This window comes from Selenomonadales bacterium 4137-cl, from assembly GCA_032334055.1.
In the GTDB taxonomy this organism is placed as follows: domain Bacteria; phylum Bacillota; class Negativicutes; order Sporomusales; family UBA7701; genus Anaeroselena; species Anaeroselena agilis.
Genome location: JAUOZS010000001.1, coordinates 704,950 through 720,606 on the forward strand (window position 1 = coordinate 704,950; position 15,657 = coordinate 720,606).

General features: G+C 43.5%; 19 protein-coding genes and 1 riboswitch. Of the genes, 13 read left to right on the plus strand and 6 right to left on the minus strand.

From position 1 onward, the window contains the following. Positions 1 to 20 precede the first annotated feature (20 nt). From Q4T40_03640 to Q4T40_03685, 10 genes are all read left to right on the plus strand, one after another. Positions 21 to 344: a metalloregulator ArsR/SmtB family transcription factor gene (locus tag Q4T40_03640; protein ID MDT8900332.1), complete on the plus strand. Its 324-nt coding sequence runs from the start codon at positions 21 to 23 to the stop codon at positions 342 to 344. A 60-nt stretch (positions 345 to 404) separates the two neighbouring features. Then, a complete protein-coding gene (locus Q4T40_03645; protein MDT8900333.1) occupies positions 405 to 635 on the plus strand; it encodes a thioredoxin family protein in 231 nt (76 codons plus the stop codon). Positions 636 to 1,091: 456 nt separating this feature from the next. After that, the gene (eno, locus tag Q4T40_03650) at positions 1,092 to 2,363 is read left to right on the plus strand and encodes a phosphopyruvate hydratase (protein ID MDT8900334.1); all 1,272 of its coding nucleotides are present in this window, start codon (positions 1,092 to 1,094) and stop codon (positions 2,361 to 2,363) included. A gap of 53 nt (positions 2,364 to 2,416) precedes the next feature. After that, positions 2,417 to 2,480, plus strand: a riboswitch (Fluoride riboswitch). 59 nt (positions 2,481 to 2,539) lie between these two features. After that, on the plus strand, positions 2,540 to 3,724 hold the full coding sequence (locus Q4T40_03655; protein ID MDT8900335.1) for a cation:proton antiporter: 1,185 nt from the start codon (positions 2,540 to 2,542) through the stop codon (positions 3,722 to 3,724). Beyond that, positions 3,714 to 4,136 (plus strand): universal stress protein, encoded by a 423-nt coding sequence (locus Q4T40_03660; GenBank protein MDT8900336.1) that lies wholly within the window; start codon positions 3,714 to 3,716, stop codon positions 4,134 to 4,136. The genes Q4T40_03655 and Q4T40_03660 overlap by 11 nt, the downstream gene beginning before the upstream one ends. A gap of 34 nt (positions 4,137 to 4,170) precedes the next feature. Next, complete coding sequence (locus Q4T40_03665; GenBank protein ID MDT8900337.1) at positions 4,171 to 4,356, plus strand: hypothetical protein; 186 nt, start codon at positions 4,171 to 4,173, stop codon at positions 4,354 to 4,356. Between the two features lie 24 nt (positions 4,357 to 4,380). Further along, positions 4,381 to 4,812, plus strand: a complete 432-nt coding sequence (locus Q4T40_03670; protein ID MDT8900338.1) for an EamA family transporter — start codon at positions 4,381 to 4,383, stop codon at positions 4,810 to 4,812. A gap of 49 nt (positions 4,813 to 4,861) precedes the next feature. Then, complete coding sequence (locus Q4T40_03675; protein MDT8900339.1) at positions 4,862 to 5,209, plus strand: DUF190 domain-containing protein; 348 nt, start codon at positions 4,862 to 4,864, stop codon at positions 5,207 to 5,209. Positions 5,210 to 5,234: 25 nt separating this feature from the next. Then, a complete protein-coding gene (gene crcB / locus Q4T40_03680; protein MDT8900340.1) occupies positions 5,235 to 5,609 on the plus strand; it encodes a fluoride efflux transporter CrcB in 375 nt (124 codons plus the stop codon). A 31-nt stretch (positions 5,610 to 5,640) separates the two neighbouring features. Continuing rightward, entirely contained in the window at positions 5,641 to 6,351 is a 711-nt protein-coding gene (locus Q4T40_03685; protein ID MDT8900341.1) for a sulfite exporter TauE/SafE family protein, read from the plus strand. Between the two features lie 195 nt (positions 6,352 to 6,546). Here the strand turns inward: Q4T40_03685 and Q4T40_03690 are convergent, their stop codons facing one another. The 5 genes from Q4T40_03690 to Q4T40_03710 form a co-directional block, all read right to left on the minus strand. Next, on the minus strand, positions 6,547 to 7,659 hold the full coding sequence (locus Q4T40_03690; protein ID MDT8900342.1) for an ABC transporter ATP-binding protein: 1,113 nt from the start codon (positions 7,657 to 7,659) through the stop codon (positions 6,547 to 6,549). Further along, the gene (locus tag Q4T40_03695) at positions 7,652 to 8,428 is read right to left on the minus strand and encodes an ABC transporter permease (protein ID MDT8900343.1); all 777 of its coding nucleotides are present in this window, start codon (positions 8,426 to 8,428) and stop codon (positions 7,652 to 7,654) included. The genes Q4T40_03690 and Q4T40_03695 overlap by 8 nt, the downstream gene beginning before the upstream one ends. After that, on the minus strand, positions 8,425 to 9,339 hold the full coding sequence (modA, locus tag Q4T40_03700; GenBank protein MDT8900344.1) for a molybdate ABC transporter substrate-binding protein: 915 nt from the start codon (positions 9,337 to 9,339) through the stop codon (positions 8,425 to 8,427). The genes Q4T40_03695 and modA overlap by 4 nt, the downstream gene beginning before the upstream one ends. A 97-nt stretch (positions 9,340 to 9,436) precedes the next feature. Beyond that, a complete protein-coding gene (locus Q4T40_03705; protein MDT8900345.1) occupies positions 9,437 to 10,453 on the minus strand; it encodes a type I glyceraldehyde-3-phosphate dehydrogenase in 1,017 nt (338 codons plus the stop codon). A gap of 25 nt (positions 10,454 to 10,478) precedes the next feature. Next, positions 10,479 to 11,531, minus strand: a complete 1,053-nt coding sequence (locus Q4T40_03710; GenBank protein MDT8900346.1) for an AbrB family transcriptional regulator — start codon at positions 11,529 to 11,531, stop codon at positions 10,479 to 10,481. Positions 11,532 to 11,752: 221 nt separating this feature from the next. Between Q4T40_03710 and Q4T40_03715 the strand changes: the two genes are divergently transcribed. The 3 genes from Q4T40_03715 (at position 11,753) to Q4T40_03725 (ending at position 14,959) form a co-directional block, all read left to right on the plus strand. Further along, a complete protein-coding gene (locus tag Q4T40_03715; GenBank protein ID MDT8900347.1) occupies positions 11,753 to 12,691 on the plus strand; it encodes a helix-turn-helix transcriptional regulator in 939 nt (312 codons plus the stop codon). Positions 12,692 to 12,800: 109 nt separating this feature from the next. Continuing rightward, on the plus strand, positions 12,801 to 13,310 hold the full coding sequence (locus Q4T40_03720; GenBank protein MDT8900348.1) for an RNA polymerase subunit sigma-24: 510 nt from the start codon (positions 12,801 to 12,803) through the stop codon (positions 13,308 to 13,310). Positions 13,311 to 13,990: 680 nt separating this feature from the next. Continuing rightward, complete coding sequence (locus tag Q4T40_03725) at positions 13,991 to 14,959, plus strand: hypothetical protein (protein ID MDT8900349.1); 969 nt, start codon at positions 13,991 to 13,993, stop codon at positions 14,957 to 14,959. A gap of 22 nt (positions 14,960 to 14,981) precedes the next feature. On the opposite strand, the gene Q4T40_03730 is transcribed toward Q4T40_03725, so the two are convergent. After that, positions 14,982 to 15,632, minus strand: coding sequence for an SWIM zinc finger family protein (locus tag Q4T40_03730; GenBank protein ID MDT8900350.1), 651 nt, complete (start codon positions 15,630 to 15,632; stop codon positions 14,982 to 14,984). Positions 15,633 to 15,657 lie beyond the last annotated feature (25 nt).

A 15,657-nucleotide genomic window follows, 5' to 3' on the forward strand; every position in this document is an offset into this window, starting at 1 on the left:
TATTACAGGAGGATATTATAATGGCTGAAGAGATTGTTACTAAGCTAACTGCGGATTTTTTCAAAACGCTTTCCCATCCGGTACGGGTTAACATTCTGCGTATTCTGAAAGATGGCGAACGCTGCGTGTGTGAGATAATTGATGAACTGGACATCGAGCAGTCGAACCTGTCGCAGCACCTGGGAGTAATGAAAAAACAAGGTCTGCTGGAATCAAGGAAAGATGGTCAAAAGGTAATGTACCGTGTTGTATACCCTTCAGTATTTGAAGTAGTCAGCGCGGTGGAGAAGACGCTAAGTGAGCAGATTTCCCACAGTCAAAGTTTCCTTAAGTTTTTAAAGTAAGGTAACTGCAAGGTATTGATTTGTTGCAGTAAAATAAAAATATAAACTGGAGGTAATGTAATGAAAATCGAAATATTAGGTATGGGCTGTCAAAAGTGTAATAATCTTTACGAAAATGCAAAGCAAGCAGCGGTTGAATTGGGTCTAACACCGGAAATCGTCAAGGTGGAAGACATTAAAGAAATCATGAAATATGGAGTCATGACAACACCAGCACTTGTTGTGGATGGCATCGTGAAGGTTGCCGGTAAAGTGCCCGGGAAGGAAGAAATCAAAGGTTATCTTAAGTAAGAAGGTGTATGTTGTGGAAAGTTGCAATTGTTCAATAAAACTTCCATTGTTTTCCACCTGTTCCGGTTGCTTCAACATTCAGATAAATTGCCAATCTCGCCTGTAGGCAACTAGAGTTTGAAGGTCAAGGCAAACTATATTTGCCTTGACGGTATCGGCGGCTGCGTCAGCGGCATTGTTGAAATTGCCAAAGCATTGCAGAAGGTAGTGGCTATCGACGTGGGTGTGGCGTGAAGTGCGCGCTTAAAGCCTTGGAATCGGCATGTTCCATTTATGCATCACACATTGTCTTGACGGATTCGGGAATTAAGAAAAATCCTTCGCTTTTCCCCGATCGGGAAATTATCGCTAAACCCAAAGGTAGGATTGTTGCGATAGTTGAAGAATGACCTTGGTTATAGCAGTGTCTGGCTTTAGGGGCAAGCTAGTCTGGATTGATAAAAAGGAGGAGAAAGAATGGCTAAGATAGTGGCTGTAAAAGCATTGGAAATTCTTGATTCTCGTGGCAATCCGACAGTAAGGGTCAAAGTTCAACTGGATAACGGCATAATCGCTTCGGCTTCCGTACCTTCTGGAGCATCAACCGGGGAAAATGAAGCACTTGAACTAAGGGACGGAGATAAGCGCCGTTATGGTGGGAAAGGTGTATTAAAGGCCGTAGCAAATGTAAATGACAAGATTGCACCTCGAGTAATTGGCGAAGTTGTAACAGAGCAAGGTAAGATTGATAAAATTATGATTGAACTTGATGGGACACCGACCAAGGCAAACTTAGGTGCGAATGCTATACTGGGCGTTTCCATGGCTGTAGCCAAAGCGGCTGCTTTGAATGAAGGATTGCCGCTTTATACTTATTTGGGTGGCAAGGGCGCTAGCCGATTGCCAGTACCCATGATGAATATTTTAAATGGCGGTAAGCACGCCGATAACAGTGTTGATTTCCAAGAATTCATGGTCATGCCGATAGGCGCGCCCACGTTTGCCGAAGCCCTGCGGTATGGGGCCGAAACTTTTCATGCCTTGAAGAAAATCCTTGGGCAAAAAGAATATGTTACTAGTGTTGGGGATGAAGGCGGTTTCGCCCCGAACCTAAAAAGTAATGATGAAGCCTGCGAGGTTATCATCGAAGCTATTGAAGCAGCAGGCTATAAGCCTGGAAAAGATATTGCCCTGGCGCTTGATCCAGCAGCTAGTTCCTTTTTTGAAGGTGGCATGTATAACCTAGTAAAGTCAGGGCAAGGCAAAAAGACCAGCGCCGAAATGACTCAGTTCTATATGGCATGGGTTGAGAAATATCCTATATTATCTATCGAAGATGGCCTGGATGAAAATGATTGGGCCGGGTTTCGTGGACATACAAAAGTTCTAGGAGACAAAATTCAGATAGTCGGCGACGATATTTATGTGACCAATACCAAGTTTATCGCCCGAGGAATTGAAGAAAAAAGCACCAACGCAGTGCTGATTAAACTCAATCAGATTGGTACGGTGACCGAGACTATCGAGGCTATAAACTTGTGCCGGAAAGCCAACTGGGGCTATGTGATTTCCCACCGCTCCGGAGAAACGGAAGACACTTTCTTAGCGGATTTCGCAGTGGCGATGGGAGGCGGTCAAATCAAGACTGGCTCGGCCTGCCGTAGCGAGCGGGTAGCGAAATACAACCGGTTACTCGAAATTGAGGCGGATTTGGGGACGGCCACCGTATTTCAAAATCCTTTTAAATAGTAATTGCTAGTTGACGGTGTAGGCTGGTTACTGTTATAATTTGATCATAATTTCATGTCTGGGGCGATGGAGTTCGCCATAACCTCGCGAAGAAGCGGTAATGACTCCTACCAATAAATTTTGGTAGGAGTTTGTTTATTGCTTAGAACTGAGCAATAAACAAAGACTAGGAGGTAATGATGGAACAGAACTTTGCTATTGCTGCTGAGTGGGTTTTCCTGGCCCTCATAGCCACGGTGATATCGATTCGCTTGGGGATATCAGTGGCGCTCATTGAAATTGCAGTTGGTGTTGTTGGCGGAAATGCCATGCACATCGAAATCACATCATGGGTAAACTTTCTTGCCGGGTTCGGTGCGGTTGTCTTAACTTTTTTGGCGGGGGCCGAAATTAACCCTGACAGTTTGAAAGACAATATGAAGGAAAGCCTAGCAATTGGATTTTTCTCATTCCTGTTGCCATTCCTGGCTGGTATGGCTTTCGCTTACTATGGTTTTGGCTGGAGTATTAACGCCTCGAAGATAGCGGGTATCGCCTTATCAACTACTTCGGTTGCCGTGGTTTATGCTGTTATGGTTGAGACGGGATTGGCTTCAAGCCGTCTCGGACAGGGTATTCTAGCCGCTTGTTTTGTAACAGACCTCGGGACCGTACTGGCGTTGGGCCTATTGTTTACTGGTTTTTCTATGAAGGTAGTATGGTTTACCGGAATTATGATTGTGGCCGTTTTATTGATATCACCAATAGCGGCCAGAGTTTTTAAGTGGTATGGCGGACGGGTAAGCGAGCCGGAAATTAAGTTTATCTTTCTCGTTCTATTGGCTCTGGCCTATTTGGCAGTTATCAGCGGCAGCGAGGCGGTGCTGCCCGCTTACATCATCGGTATGGCTATGGCCCGATTTTTCCTTCAATATAAGGAAACGCTGCACAAGATGCGGGCAATTGTTTTCGCCGTTTTCACACCTTTTTACTTCATAAAGGCAGGGGCCTTGGTATCGGTTTCCGCTCTGTATACCATGTCAGGAGCGATCATGATCTTTTTAATCATAAAGGTTGCGGCCAAATTTATCGGGGTTCTGCCCGTAACAAGGTTCTTCCGTTACGATAGCCGGACGGGGATTTATACAACTTTATTAATGAGTACGGGCTTAACCTTTGGCAGTATTTCGGCTTTGTACGGACTGGCGAATAATCACATCGATGCCAACCAGTACAGCGTATTGATCGCCGCTGTTATCCTCAGTGCCGTGATTCCAACCGTCATCGCCCAAAAATGGTTTTTCCCGCTTTGGGCGGAGAGAGAAAATTATGTTGAAAATGAAGAAAAATTGGTGGAGAGAGGTGCGGAGCATGGAAATTAAAAAAATTTTAGTGGCGTACGACGGATCGGCAGGTAGTCAGAAAGCATTGGAATGGAGCATTATGCTGGCGGGTAAACATGAGAGCGAAATTGTTGTTGTTGCGGTTGTGAAGCCTCCCGAATTCAGCCCGAGCATTGATGAAGTTGATGAATTTTATGCTGACGGGGAGAAGCATATCCGGCCACTGCTAGATAAAGCCGTTCAATTTTGCGGAGAGCAAGGCGTTTCGATCCGAGCCGAAGTCCTACGGGGCCATCCGGCGGAAAGTATTGTTCGTCACGCCTATGACCAATGTTTTGACGTCATTATAATGGGAACGCGCGGTATCGGTGGATTTAAAAGCCTTGTGATTGGAAGTGTTGCGCAAAAAGTTGTTACTTACTCCAAAGTTCCGGTTTTAGTCGTCAAATAATCTGGAATTACGCGTGTGAGGAGAAAAGGATAAAATGAAAGAATTAGACGAACTACGAGAATGCCTGGACCAACTGGAAGAAGGGTATTGTTCCCTTGCTCGCGACAAGGTAGATTGTTTTATAGCAGACGCAGCGCTGATAAACACTAGGGCTAGGCTTGAAGATGTGTTGACGAGAATAGAAACTATTGTTAGAATGGCTCAGAATCTTGACGCTTAAAATATAGAACTAAAAGGAGAATCTATGGAACATCTTTGGCTAGTTTTTGGTCTTCTATCAGCTTTAACCGCTTCATTAGTTGCAGTGTTTGGAAAGATCGGGCTGCAGTCAGTTGATGCGAATACTGCGACTGCGGTTAGATCAATAATTATGGCTGCATTTTTAGTTATAGTCGTCGCAGCCCAAGGAAACTTGAGTCAAATACCATCAATTATTTCGGATAAAAAGGCAATTGCTTTTATTGCTCTTAGCGGAATAGCCGGAGCCTTGTCATGGCTATTTTACTTTTTGGCTCTTAAGTTTGGCAAAGTATCTCAGGTAGCTCCGATCGATAAGCTGAGTGTTGTTATCGCTACAATAATAGCGGTTACAATACTTGGCGAGAAGATTAGTATGTTAGGTGGCATCGGTGTTGCTCTTATCGCGTTAGGAGCTATACTAGTCGCGATAGGTTAATGAAGTGCTAGGCACGGTCATCAAATAATAGAATTACGGAGGTACTTATATGCCTAAAATAGCAAGCTCGGCTAAAAGACTAAGAATCTACATCGGGGAAACCGACCATTGGAAAGGCAAGTCTCTATATCATGCCATTGTTCTTAAAGCTAAAGAATTGGATTTAGCCGGAGCCACTGTTTTTCGGGGAGTGATGGGCTATGGCGCAAATAGCCGGATACATACGGCAAAAATAGTTGATCTATCCAGCGATTTGCCTATCCTAGTAGAGATTATTGACAGTGAGGAGTATATTGCCAAGATAATGCCCTTCTTGGACGAGGTGGTTCAGGAAGGCTTGGTAACCATTGATGATATAGAGATTATCAAATATGGCAACAAGCCTCCAAGAAAATAAGTTGATCTAGTGAGAGGTGCAGTATATGCTGAAAGTATTTGCAGTAGCTTTGGGAGGAAGTATTGGAGCGGCTACAAGGTATCTTGTTTCAACTTGGTCGGCGGAGCGCTTTGGCAGTGACTTTCCCTATGGTACTTTAATTGTAAATGTTGTCGGTTGCTTTATAATCGGGGCTTTTCTGGTACTTGTGACAGAGCGGGTTATAGCCAATCCCTATTGGCGGCTTATAGTAGCTGTCGGATTTGTCGGTGGGTTGACTACTTTTTCTTCTTTTGGCTATGAAACGTTGAAACTGCTGGAAGATGCTCAGTTGCAGTGGGCAGCTTACAACGTTATAGCTAATATGGTTTTAGGTTTTTTTGCTACGTGGCTGGGAATGACCATCGCAAGGGCTATATAACAGACCTGATTTATTTTCGAGGAGTTAACTTATGTATTTGCTATTATTCATAGGAGGGTTTATTGCGGCGGCAATTTCCGGGGCGGCTGGTTTTGGCGGAGCCTTGCTGTTATTGCCGCTTCTAACGCAAACAATCGGTCCGACCATGGCGGTACCTGTACTTACAATCGCTCAGCTTATCGGTAATCTTTCCAGGGTATATTTTGGTTATAAGGAAATAAAATGGCGACCTGTGGCTCTGTTTATTATTGGAGCAATTCCAATGAGTGTGATCGGGGCACTTTCGTTTGTCAACATTCCCAAAGAAATCGTCACGAAAATAATTGGCGTCGCGGTAATATGCTTTGTCATACTTAAGCACTATCAAATTATCAAGTTTGAGGGTAACAAGCGAACCATGATAATTGGTGGCAGCTTTGTTGGTCTTTTCTCCGGATTAGTCGGTAGTGCTGGCCCTCTTGGAGCCGCACTTTTCCTGGCACTCAATTTATCGCCGGTATCATATATATCAAGCGAAGCGGTTACTGCTGTAACAATGCATATCGTCAAAACGATAGTATATCAAAAATATCTAGATATAGGTTTGGAAGCATTAGAACTAGGCCTTTTTATTGGAGTGGCAATGGTCGCGGGAACTTGGGCCGGGAAAAAAGTTATTGAAAAATTGCCGAAAGAAATATTTGTAAAAGGGGTAACGATACTTTTGCTTATCATAGGGTTAGAATTGGTTTTATATGGATAAAAACTTATAAAGAGTCATTTGTGGCTTGTGAGGGGTCAGTTTTTTGGCTTGCACCATAAGCAGAAAACAAGCCGGTTGGGGTGGGTTATATCACCTTGACCGGCTTGTTTTCATGTCGGCATAGATTTTGGGACTGTGTTAAATGGTGAAGCTAATTTGAAAGAAAAAGCATTTTCTTTATCGGCTGTTTTTGCCTTAATCAACGAACAAAAAAAGTTGTTCCGCTGGTAGCGATATCAATAGTTCTTGTCCAACAAAAAATGCAGGTATTTTGCCAAAACTATCACCGGCAATGTCTGCTTCCAATAAAATTTCCATTTTCGTCCCCTTAGATGGCTGCAACAATAGAATCTTGCCCTTTCTTTTTTGATATATGTGCTTTACCGTGCAAAAAAACTGATTAGCACCAACTAAATGGTCGCTTTCGTCGACGGACGATTCGGCCTTAAGGACAATATTTTCCGCTCGTATCCCTACGGTAACAGCGGATTTTTTTTGCAATTGTTCGGAACTGGTATTTGTTACATGTAGAGTTGTTCCAAGACTAGGACAGAAGAGCTTCACCTTATCAGCCATTAGATCAACAACTTCGGCGGAAAATAAGTTCTGTACTCCGAAGAATTTAGCGGCTTCTGTATTTTTAGGACATTGATAAACGTGATGCTTGTTGCCCGATTGAACAACTGAGCCGCGGGAAATAAAAGTGACTGAGTCGGCAAGAAAGAACGCTTCCTCCATATCGTGGGTTACAATGAGGATGGTGATTCCGTATTGCTGCTGCAACGTTTTTAGTAATAACCATAGTTCTCTGCGCATGGCCTCATGTAGTGCTGAAAAAGGTTCATCCAATAGTAGCAGCTTATTGCCCGGAGCCAAAGCTCTGGACAAAGCAGTGCGTTGACGTTCACCACCGCTCAAATTCTTAGTGGAACGATCCAAAAGATGGCTAATTCCCAAAGAGTGGGCAAGTTTATCGATTTCAGCATGCTTGCCTGAAGAAAGGTTCTTCTGCATCCGCAGTCCGTACTCAATGTTCTCCCGAACCGTCATGTGAGGAAAGAGTGCCAAATCTTGGGGAACATAGGCCAGTTTTCTTTGTTCCGGCGGCAATGTCGTAATATCTTGACCAAACCAGTAAATTCTGCCGGATTGTGCTTTGCGCAGTCCGGCGATTGTTTCCAATACAAGCGTTTTCCCGCTGCCGGTCGCACCTACCAACGCGTGGCAACCACCCACTGGGACCGAAAAACTTATCTGTTTGGCCTCGAAACTGCCAGCTCGTAAACACAATGTCTGAATATCAAGCATAAGTTCCCCTCTTTACGATAAGCCTGGCTGCATACAATACGCTGAACCCGATAAACAGCAAAATACAAATCGAAATGACAGCACCTTCAATGTCGGATATTGCCAGTCGCATATAGACGGATATCGGTAATGTTTCCGTACGCATGGCCATTGTACCGGCAACCGTTATAGTAGCGCCGAATTCTCCGATTGCCTTCGACCAGGTAAGAATGGCAGCAGCAAAAATACCTCGTCGACAAAGTGGCAGTGTCGTCGTGCGGAAAGCGGCAAAGGACGAAGCTCCCAGTGTCCTGGCTACAGCTTCGTAACGGGGAGGGATTTCATCCAAGGCGGCCTTGACCATGCGTGCGGCCACGCCTACTACGGTTATAAACTGGGCCAGAACAATGCCGTAGACAGTAAATACAAATTGCTGGAGGTTGGTTTGTATCCACTCGCCAATGGGGGTATTAAAAAATATTAACAACATCGCGCCAATGGCGGCGGGAGAAACAATCATCGGCAATTCCAGCATTGTGTCAATCAGTGTTTTGCCGAAAAACTCATAGCGCGAGAGGGCATACGCAGTCGGAACCGCTAACAGCATTGCCAGCCCCATGGAAACTGTCGCAGCGAGAATACTTAGCTGGATAGAGAATACCATCCGCTCCGACAGCAGAACCTCCCAAAAGCGAGTCCCGGAAAAGAAATATGCTAAGGACACCGTCAATACAAAATATAAAAGGAAGGTAGCAGAAACTGCTACCATACAAAGTTGTTTTAGTTTCACTTCTTTAACCACTCTTTAGGCAACGTGTATTCTCCTCCGACCGGACGGTCTTCGCCGATGTAGGCGACTGCTTCAGCAGGAGTCATAAAGTATTGGTACTTTTTAAAGGCAGCTTTGCCTTCTTCCGATTGCAGGAAATCAATAAACTGCTGAGCCAATTCCCGGTTTTCCGTGTATTTGGAAATTGCAATGGGGATATAGCCAATGCGCAGGGTTTCAGACTGCTTTAGCTTAATAGTTTCAATTTTTTCCGGGTCCCAATACTGAAATACGCTCCAGCCGATAACCGCATCTACGGTCTTTAAAGAGACTGCGGTAGCTGTTTTTTCGCAGCTTTCGGTATAATTGGCGATGTTATCGCGAAAAGCTTGTTTCTCTTCCGGTGTAAAGGTTTTTTCAATAATCTCCACAGCATATAGCCCAACACAGACACCTTCGGGATTGGCAATGGCCACCCTTATACCAGGCCGCGTTAAGTCTTTTAGGGTCTGAATGTTCTTGGGATTTCCCTTTTGCACATTAATGGAATTAACCAGATAAACGATTTTTTGCTCTGTTTCCGGATAAACAACGCCATCCCTTTTAGCAGTCTCCATAAAGTCCGAGGAACCTGGGAAATACAGGTCGCCTTTTTTTCCAAGCTTCATTTGCGACAGCACATAACCTGAGCCGCCGAATACGGTATCAACCTTTACGCCGGTTTTTTGCTCAAACGCCTTGGCGGCAAGTTCCAGTGGTGGCTGACTGGCAGCCCCGGCGAAGACCATCAGGTGTTTTCCGGTAAGCGGAGCATTGTTAGGTGCCGGATTAGACGATTGCTTGCCGCCTGAGCAGCCGCTCATTACCAGTAGCGCCATACTCATCATTATGGCAGCGATGATTGTCGACCAATGAGATTTCAATTTAATCATACTATGCATCTCCTTGCGATAAAATTATGGATTTTTTATTCCTGATAGACCGACTGATGTTGCAGTCCGCACCTCCCTTTTCGAAATTCAGGACCATTTATGAAAGTTTCGCAAAATACTGGGTAGTTTTAACCATCTGGCTTACGTATGAGTTCTCGTTGTCAAACCACGCTGTGATTTGTATTTGATATGTATCATCTTCAATCTTATTAACCATCGTTTGGGTAGCATCAAACAGTGCGCCATATGTGATGCCAATTATATCGGACGAGACGAATTCTTCTTCCGTATAGCCGAATGAATCTGACGAGCATGCCTTCATAGCTGCGTTGATACTTTCGACCGTTATGTCCTTTCCATTAACGACTGCGATAAAAATAATCAAGCAACCTGCAGCCACCGGAACTCGCTGGGCTGAACCGCTAAGCTTGCCAGCAAGCTCCGGGATCACAAGCCCGATGGCTTTGGCAGCTTCTGCGGTGGTAGGGACGATGTTAATCGGTGCGGAACGCGATCTTCTTAAGTTGCCTTTTCTTTGCGGATCATCAACGATCATTTGCGTTGCTGTAAAGGCGTGGATCGTAGTCGAGATGCCGCTTTGGATTGGTGCATAGTCATTCAGCGATTTAGCCATTAGCGCCAGGCAGTTCGTCGAACACGAAGCGGCCGAAATGATTTTGTCGTCCGGTGACAATGACTTCTCATTAATACCGAATACAATGGTAGGTATGTCCTTCCCGGCTGGGTTAGAGATAACAACCTTCTTCGCACCGGCATCAATATGAGCCTGCGACTTAGCTTTTGACAAATAGGCACCTGAACATTCAAGTACAACATCCACGCCAAGCTGCCCCCAGGGAAGTTTTGAGGCGTCTGCTTCTTTATAGATGTTAATCTTTTTTTGGCTAACGCTGATATAGTCTTCGCCGGCTTCTACCTCGTCAGCCAGTTTATATCTCCCTTGCGTAGAATCATGCTTTAAAAGATACGCCAACATGGTAGCGTCTGTTAAATCGTTTATTGCGACTACTTCATAGCCGTCTGAATCGAAAATTTGCCTAAATGCAAGACGGCCTACCCGGCCAAAACCATTGATTGCAACTTTAATACTCATATCTCAAATCCTCCTAGAGTCCGTTTTATTTGAAAAAGGTACAGATCAAACTAATGATTTGAGGAAAAAACGTCATTACTACAACGGCACGGATAATCTGCATAACGACGATATCGGTGTTTTGCACTCCCATATCCGAGGAAATCAAGGCCATATCAGAGGCACCGGCGGGAGTGGTAATCAACATTGCTTCTTTCTCGGTAATCCCATGCATTTTGCTTATAATCTTTCCTGTAATAAAACAATTTGCAGCATATCCGATAACAATGACCAAAATAGGCAATAGGAGATAGCGCATATCCAAGATGTCTGCCATCATAATGCTGCTTCCAATATACGCGCCGCTTAAAACCTGCGCTCCTTGTTTGGCCCAGCGCGGCAGATAAGCAAAATCAAATGTAAGCTTTAGAATGAGAACAGATATAATCGAAAAGACAAACGCCCCTGCAGGTAGGCCTGAATATTTCCCCGCAACCCCAAAAATAATTGCTACTACCATTGTTGCCGCAAACGCTGCCCAGGATTTGGTTTTTGATTTTTCCCGTTTCCCGGTAAAGGCTTCTCGTCTATCATCGCTTTCTACAGTTTTTTTTCTGCTATGGTAAGCCATAATCATCGACGGAAATATGCCAATCCCCAATACTTGACGCACGATTTGCATGACCGCAACTTTCGGGGCATCGGCTCCCATGACCGCTGCGATAATCGGTGTGTCGCTGATTCCTCCGGGAACGGCTGACATAAGCGATGTTACCAAATCTAAAGGACCGATCCAGTAAATAATTGTGCCTGTAACTAAATTCAGCACCAGAAACGTAACAAGCATAACGATAGTCGGTTTCGCTATGTAGGGGAGGCGCTTTAGATCACTTTTCTCTACAGTACCGCCAATGAACGCTCCGGCGATAATCAGCGTTACGGTCTTGGTTTCACTTGGCATATAAGCGGCCCCGAATAAAATATTGATCGCAGCTACGCCGATCACAGCACCAATCATGAGTCCGCCAGGGACTTTCATTTTGTAAAAAGCGTAACCTACAATTCCTCCTGCCAGGAGTGTAAGTAATAAATTGACCATCAACACGTCTCCTCCCAATCCGGAAATGCACGAAATGATACGAAACAGCACATGATTTATAAAAAGCATGATTTAACAGGCTGTTTTAGAATGGATTATAGCACGCGAATGCGCGAAAGACAATTATTAAGTCGATAAAATTAGCCGACCATTGGAATAAATGTGCGAAATGATATATAATGGTGTAAAACAATATATAAAAATGGGACGGATGGTTGGCGATGGATCATAATAAAGGGCTGTCCACACAGCAGGTGGCAGATATTCTACATGTGAGCAAAAGCACAATCTATGATTTGATTAAAAAAGGCGAAATCACATCCTATAAAGTGGGGCGTAAGGTTCGCTTTACCCAGGAAGATGTAGATGACTATATCGCAAGGGCAAGGAGTCTGCAGGCAGCATCAGCAGCGAAAACTTATCTTCCAAATGATTTGATGGTTGGAGCCAATCAAAGTAGCCAAAATTTTATTATTTGTGGACAAGATGTTATCTTAGATGTTCTGTCAAACTATCTGCGGCTAAACGGCATATCTGCACTGCGTGCGTATATCGGCAGCTATGATAGCCTAGTCTCCCTATATCAGGGGAAGGTTCAGGTTACTGCGTCTCATCTTTGGGATGGCGACACAGACGAATATAATGTTCCTTATGTTCGGAGGCTGCTCCCTGGGATTCCGGCAGTTGTAATCCATTTGACTTGTAGGGTGCAGGGATTCTATGTTGCAAAAGGGAACCCCAAAAATATTAGGACGTGGAGCGATCTGGCACGAGATGATGTTGCTATGATTAACAGGGAAAAAGGAGCAGGCTCCAGGGTGCTGTTAGATGAAAATCTTCGACTGCTTGGCCTTAGTGGCGCTCAAATCAACGGGTACTACAATGAAACTTCATCGCATTTGACAGTAGCTAGTGCGGTGAGTAGCGGAGAAGCAGATGTTGCAATCGGAAACGAAAAAATCGCAAGGCAAGTGGATAATATTGATTTTATTCCAGTAAAAAAAGAACGTTATCAACTTATTGTAAAAAAAGAAGACCTCAATTCACATGAGGTCATGACCATGCTAAAGATTATCCGTTCCGCAACATTCAAGAAAGAATTTGCCAACATTGGGGGGTACGACACAACTGACATTGGGCAAATTGTGGCTGAAACATAAGTAATATTCTTAAGATAGAGCTGTTGTTTTTTGGTCAATTCGCCAGAGTTGATATCCTTGACAAGCATCATTTTTTGAGTGATGAATGCTTGTCAAGGAGGATAAGCGCATGACAAATGGACAAAGACAAAAGATTAAAATGTTGCGGTACCAAGGTGTTGGGTATGGAAAAATAGCAAAGGCTACAGGGCTATCAAGAGATTCGGTTAGGAATTATTGTATTAGAGAAGGCTTAAATGGCTATGCATCAGAGTTGGTGACGGAATACCGCGAAGTATTGAAAGAGGAAATGCTTTTTGTTGTTTGCCTTAATTGCGGCATGAAGCTTGAACAAAAAAGTTGCGGGCGGAAACGCAAATATTGTTCATTAAGTTGTAAAAGAGAATGGGAAAAGGACCACCGAACGGCATATGTTCTTAACTGTGAATATTGCGGGAAAGAATTCAAAGCGTTAGGGGTCAGCTGGCGCAAGTTTTGTAGCCAAGAATGTTATCGTAGAGATCGCTTTTGGCGGGAGGAAGATGCCGCAGAGGTTGCTCAGAAAATTTTACAGTTTAAAAAGATAAATCATTTGCCGGTGTGGCTTAGAGAGTTGTTGCTATCGGATGCTGAGGAATGAGTGGGTATCCTCTATTATGGAAAAGCGTGGAAACACGGTATGGTGGGTATGCGCTAATTGATTTGAAACAGTATGTGTTTAGCTGTTTTTTGTAAAACGGGCAGTTTTCGGCTATGAAGCGGCATAGTGTAAAAATGTGGTTTTTGGTGCACCCCCTTATTACCCCCGGAGCGTATATGTAGTAATAGTTATGCCGTTTTGTATCACTTATCTATCAAAACACACGTGGAGTCGGTAGTTTTGCTGCAAAGAAAACACAACCATTGAAGCCTTGCGTAGCAAGGTTTCAATGGTTGTGGGAAAATATAGTATATGCTTCCCCAGACGTAGTTAGAAAACATCGGATTTTCAGGTTTGGCGTTTTACATATTAAACAGTATGAAAATCGACTCGACAGGATGGAAATGGGAAGGGCCTATGAATCCTTGATTTATAAGGGGTTATAGGCCGTTCTATCATATCAGCCCTGAATTTACTTTCCTTTACCGGAAAGACAAGCTCGGGGTTTTTTCTTTCTGTCAATGGTCTGGATTGCCAGTTTCATTGGATGTCCTTCTAGGATGTACATTGAATTCATGATAATCGAATGAATATGAACTGCGTCTAGATGTAATTTGCAGGAAAATATGAATTAATGAAAAATCAGATTAGTAGGGAGATTGCTAGTGTGGAGGCAACTGATGTTCAATAACAATATATTTCGTTATCTAGAAACTATCGAGAGAATAAATAGATTCAGCCAAATGAGCTATTCATCTTCAGCTTATCAATATTTAAGCGGGCAATATGTAAAACAAGCCACAGAAATATTTCGAGCTTGGACCGAAAACGGTGTTTTTAGAATTACGGAAATGATGAACCAATTCCACAGAAATATAAATGAATTTGGGAATATTAATCAGCAATATTCTGCTATTATGGTCGAATTAGGATGGCCTCCTTATGGAGGACTATATATTCCAGAGATGAAGAAGATCATTAAAGCGTATAACCGATTTGGTCCAGAAGCAATACGAGAAAAGGTTGATCAATTATTCATTGAGAGATTTGATGCGGATGAAATTGAAAAGCTCTCAGGCGAGTGGGGAAAGAAAAAATGGCTTGCAAAACGTATGCCTATTATAAGACAAGCTGTTACTGCACATAACGCAGGGAATTACTATCTTTCTGTACCAGCCATTTTACCGCAGATTGAAGGTATTATTGTCGATGGATATTGTCATAATGGCAGAATGCCTGGAAAAATGCTGAAAGAATATTATAAAAAACTACTGGATGAGTCTTATCGATATTCATTTGATCAAAAGATACAAGAGTTTCTTTTTCATATCATTCTGGTTGACTTTGAACATGGCATAACACCTAAATCTTTCTTAAGTCGTCATGCAATTCTTCATGGTGGTGATACTGACTATGGTACCGTTACCAATTCCCTGAAATTAATACTGCTCTTTGATTATCTGCAGGGTAAGCTTGGTATTGTGACGCTGCCTTCCTCTCATTGCTATCATTTAGTGGGGTGTCCAGTAGTCCGGCGTTTCAAAAATAGAAATCCCCAATTGGAAATAAAACCATATGGAGAAACGTACGCAGTTGAGAAAAGGAATAAGCCATGTAAAATTTGTAAGCCCAATATCGCTATGGGATAATGTCTGTCCGATATTAGGGAGGCTATAGCTTTATAGTGATCATAGCTGCGCCTTCCGGGATTTCGTATTGGCGGGACGCTGTTTTAGGTTCTTCGATCAACTCCAGTTCTGCGGCAAGACGATAAATATGTTTGCACGGAAATTGGCGCTCATGAAAGTCCGGGCATGAACATGATTCGAGTGAAACTGAATACCCATTAATCTTGGCGAACTGATTCTCCTTCGAAAAGTCAGCAATATCGAATTCTTCTTCAAATGCTCTATGATATCGGGCTTTTTGACTCCAGACCTTGTGTACGCCAGGGTCCCATTTGCCCCAATCATCGGTCGGTTCATATGCTCGCAGTAATACCATGCTCTCATCATATTCAGTTTCTGGCTTATAAAGTTCAATATACCCAAGATAGTTTGCAAGGCTGTATATATGCTTGCAGGGCAACTTTCTTTTCACAAAATCATTACAGTTACACTTGCTTAAAGTTGTTGAATAGGGCTTTTTGCCGGAACCAGCAAAGGTACCCGTCTGTGTCTCCATATTAACTTCTAATGGTTGATGCTTAGCCTTGTTCGCGGAAATCTGTCTCTTTATTTGTTCGGGTTTGTTATGCAAATCTGTAGGCCACTGTGCCCAATGCTTAACTTTTACCAAAGTATCTATACCGGTTGTGCTCATCTTTACTCCCCTCTAACAATTAACA

What these genes read in the sequence shown, in the direction of transcription:
- Q4T40_03675 (MDT8900339.1), top strand. Translation starts at nt 4,862, where the DNA reads ATGCCTAAAATAGCAAGCTCGGCTAAAAGACTAAGAATCTACATCGGG.
- eno (MDT8900334.1), top strand. Translation starts at nt 1,092, where the DNA reads ATGGCTAAGATAGTGGCTGTAAAAGCATTGGAAATTCTTGATTCTCGT.
- Q4T40_03685 (MDT8900341.1), top strand. Translation starts at nt 5,641, where the DNA reads ATGTATTTGCTATTATTCATAGGAGGGTTTATTGCGGCGGCAATTTCC.
- Q4T40_03720 (MDT8900348.1), top strand. Translation starts at nt 12,801, where the DNA reads ATGACAAATGGACAAAGACAAAAGATTAAAATGTTGCGGTACCAAGGT.
- Q4T40_03725 (MDT8900349.1), top strand. Translation starts at nt 13,991, where the DNA reads ATGTTCAATAACAATATATTTCGTTATCTAGAAACTATCGAGAGAATA.
- Q4T40_03670 (MDT8900338.1), top strand. Translation starts at nt 4,381, where the DNA reads ATGGAACATCTTTGGCTAGTTTTTGGTCTTCTATCAGCTTTAACCGCT.
- Q4T40_03690 (MDT8900342.1), bottom strand. Translation starts at nt 7,659, where the DNA reads ATGCTTGATATTCAGACATTGTGTTTACGAGCTGGCAGTTTCGAGGCC.
- Q4T40_03655 (MDT8900335.1), top strand. Translation starts at nt 2,540, where the DNA reads ATGATGGAACAGAACTTTGCTATTGCTGCTGAGTGGGTTTTCCTGGCC.
- Q4T40_03645 (MDT8900333.1), top strand. Translation starts at nt 405, where the DNA reads ATGAAAATCGAAATATTAGGTATGGGCTGTCAAAAGTGTAATAATCTT.
- modA (MDT8900344.1), bottom strand. Translation starts at nt 9,339, where the DNA reads ATGATTAAATTGAAATCTCATTGGTCGACAATCATCGCTGCCATAATG.
- Q4T40_03665 (MDT8900337.1), top strand. Translation starts at nt 4,171, where the DNA reads ATGAAAGAATTAGACGAACTACGAGAATGCCTGGACCAACTGGAAGAA.
- crcB (MDT8900340.1), top strand. Translation starts at nt 5,235, where the DNA reads ATGCTGAAAGTATTTGCAGTAGCTTTGGGAGGAAGTATTGGAGCGGCT.
- Q4T40_03730 (MDT8900350.1), bottom strand. Translation starts at nt 15,632, where the DNA reads ATGAGCACAACCGGTATAGATACTTTGGTAAAAGTTAAGCATTGGGCA.
- Q4T40_03640 (MDT8900332.1), top strand. Translation starts at nt 21, where the DNA reads ATGGCTGAAGAGATTGTTACTAAGCTAACTGCGGATTTTTTCAAAACG.
- Q4T40_03660 (MDT8900336.1), top strand. Translation starts at nt 3,714, where the DNA reads ATGGAAATTAAAAAAATTTTAGTGGCGTACGACGGATCGGCAGGTAGT.
- Q4T40_03710 (MDT8900346.1), bottom strand. Translation starts at nt 11,531, where the DNA reads ATGGTCAATTTATTACTTACACTCCTGGCAGGAGGAATTGTAGGTTAC.
- Q4T40_03705 (MDT8900345.1), bottom strand. Translation starts at nt 10,453, where the DNA reads ATGAGTATTAAAGTTGCAATCAATGGTTTTGGCCGGGTAGGCCGTCTT.
- Q4T40_03715 (MDT8900347.1), top strand. Translation starts at nt 11,753, where the DNA reads ATGGATCATAATAAAGGGCTGTCCACACAGCAGGTGGCAGATATTCTA.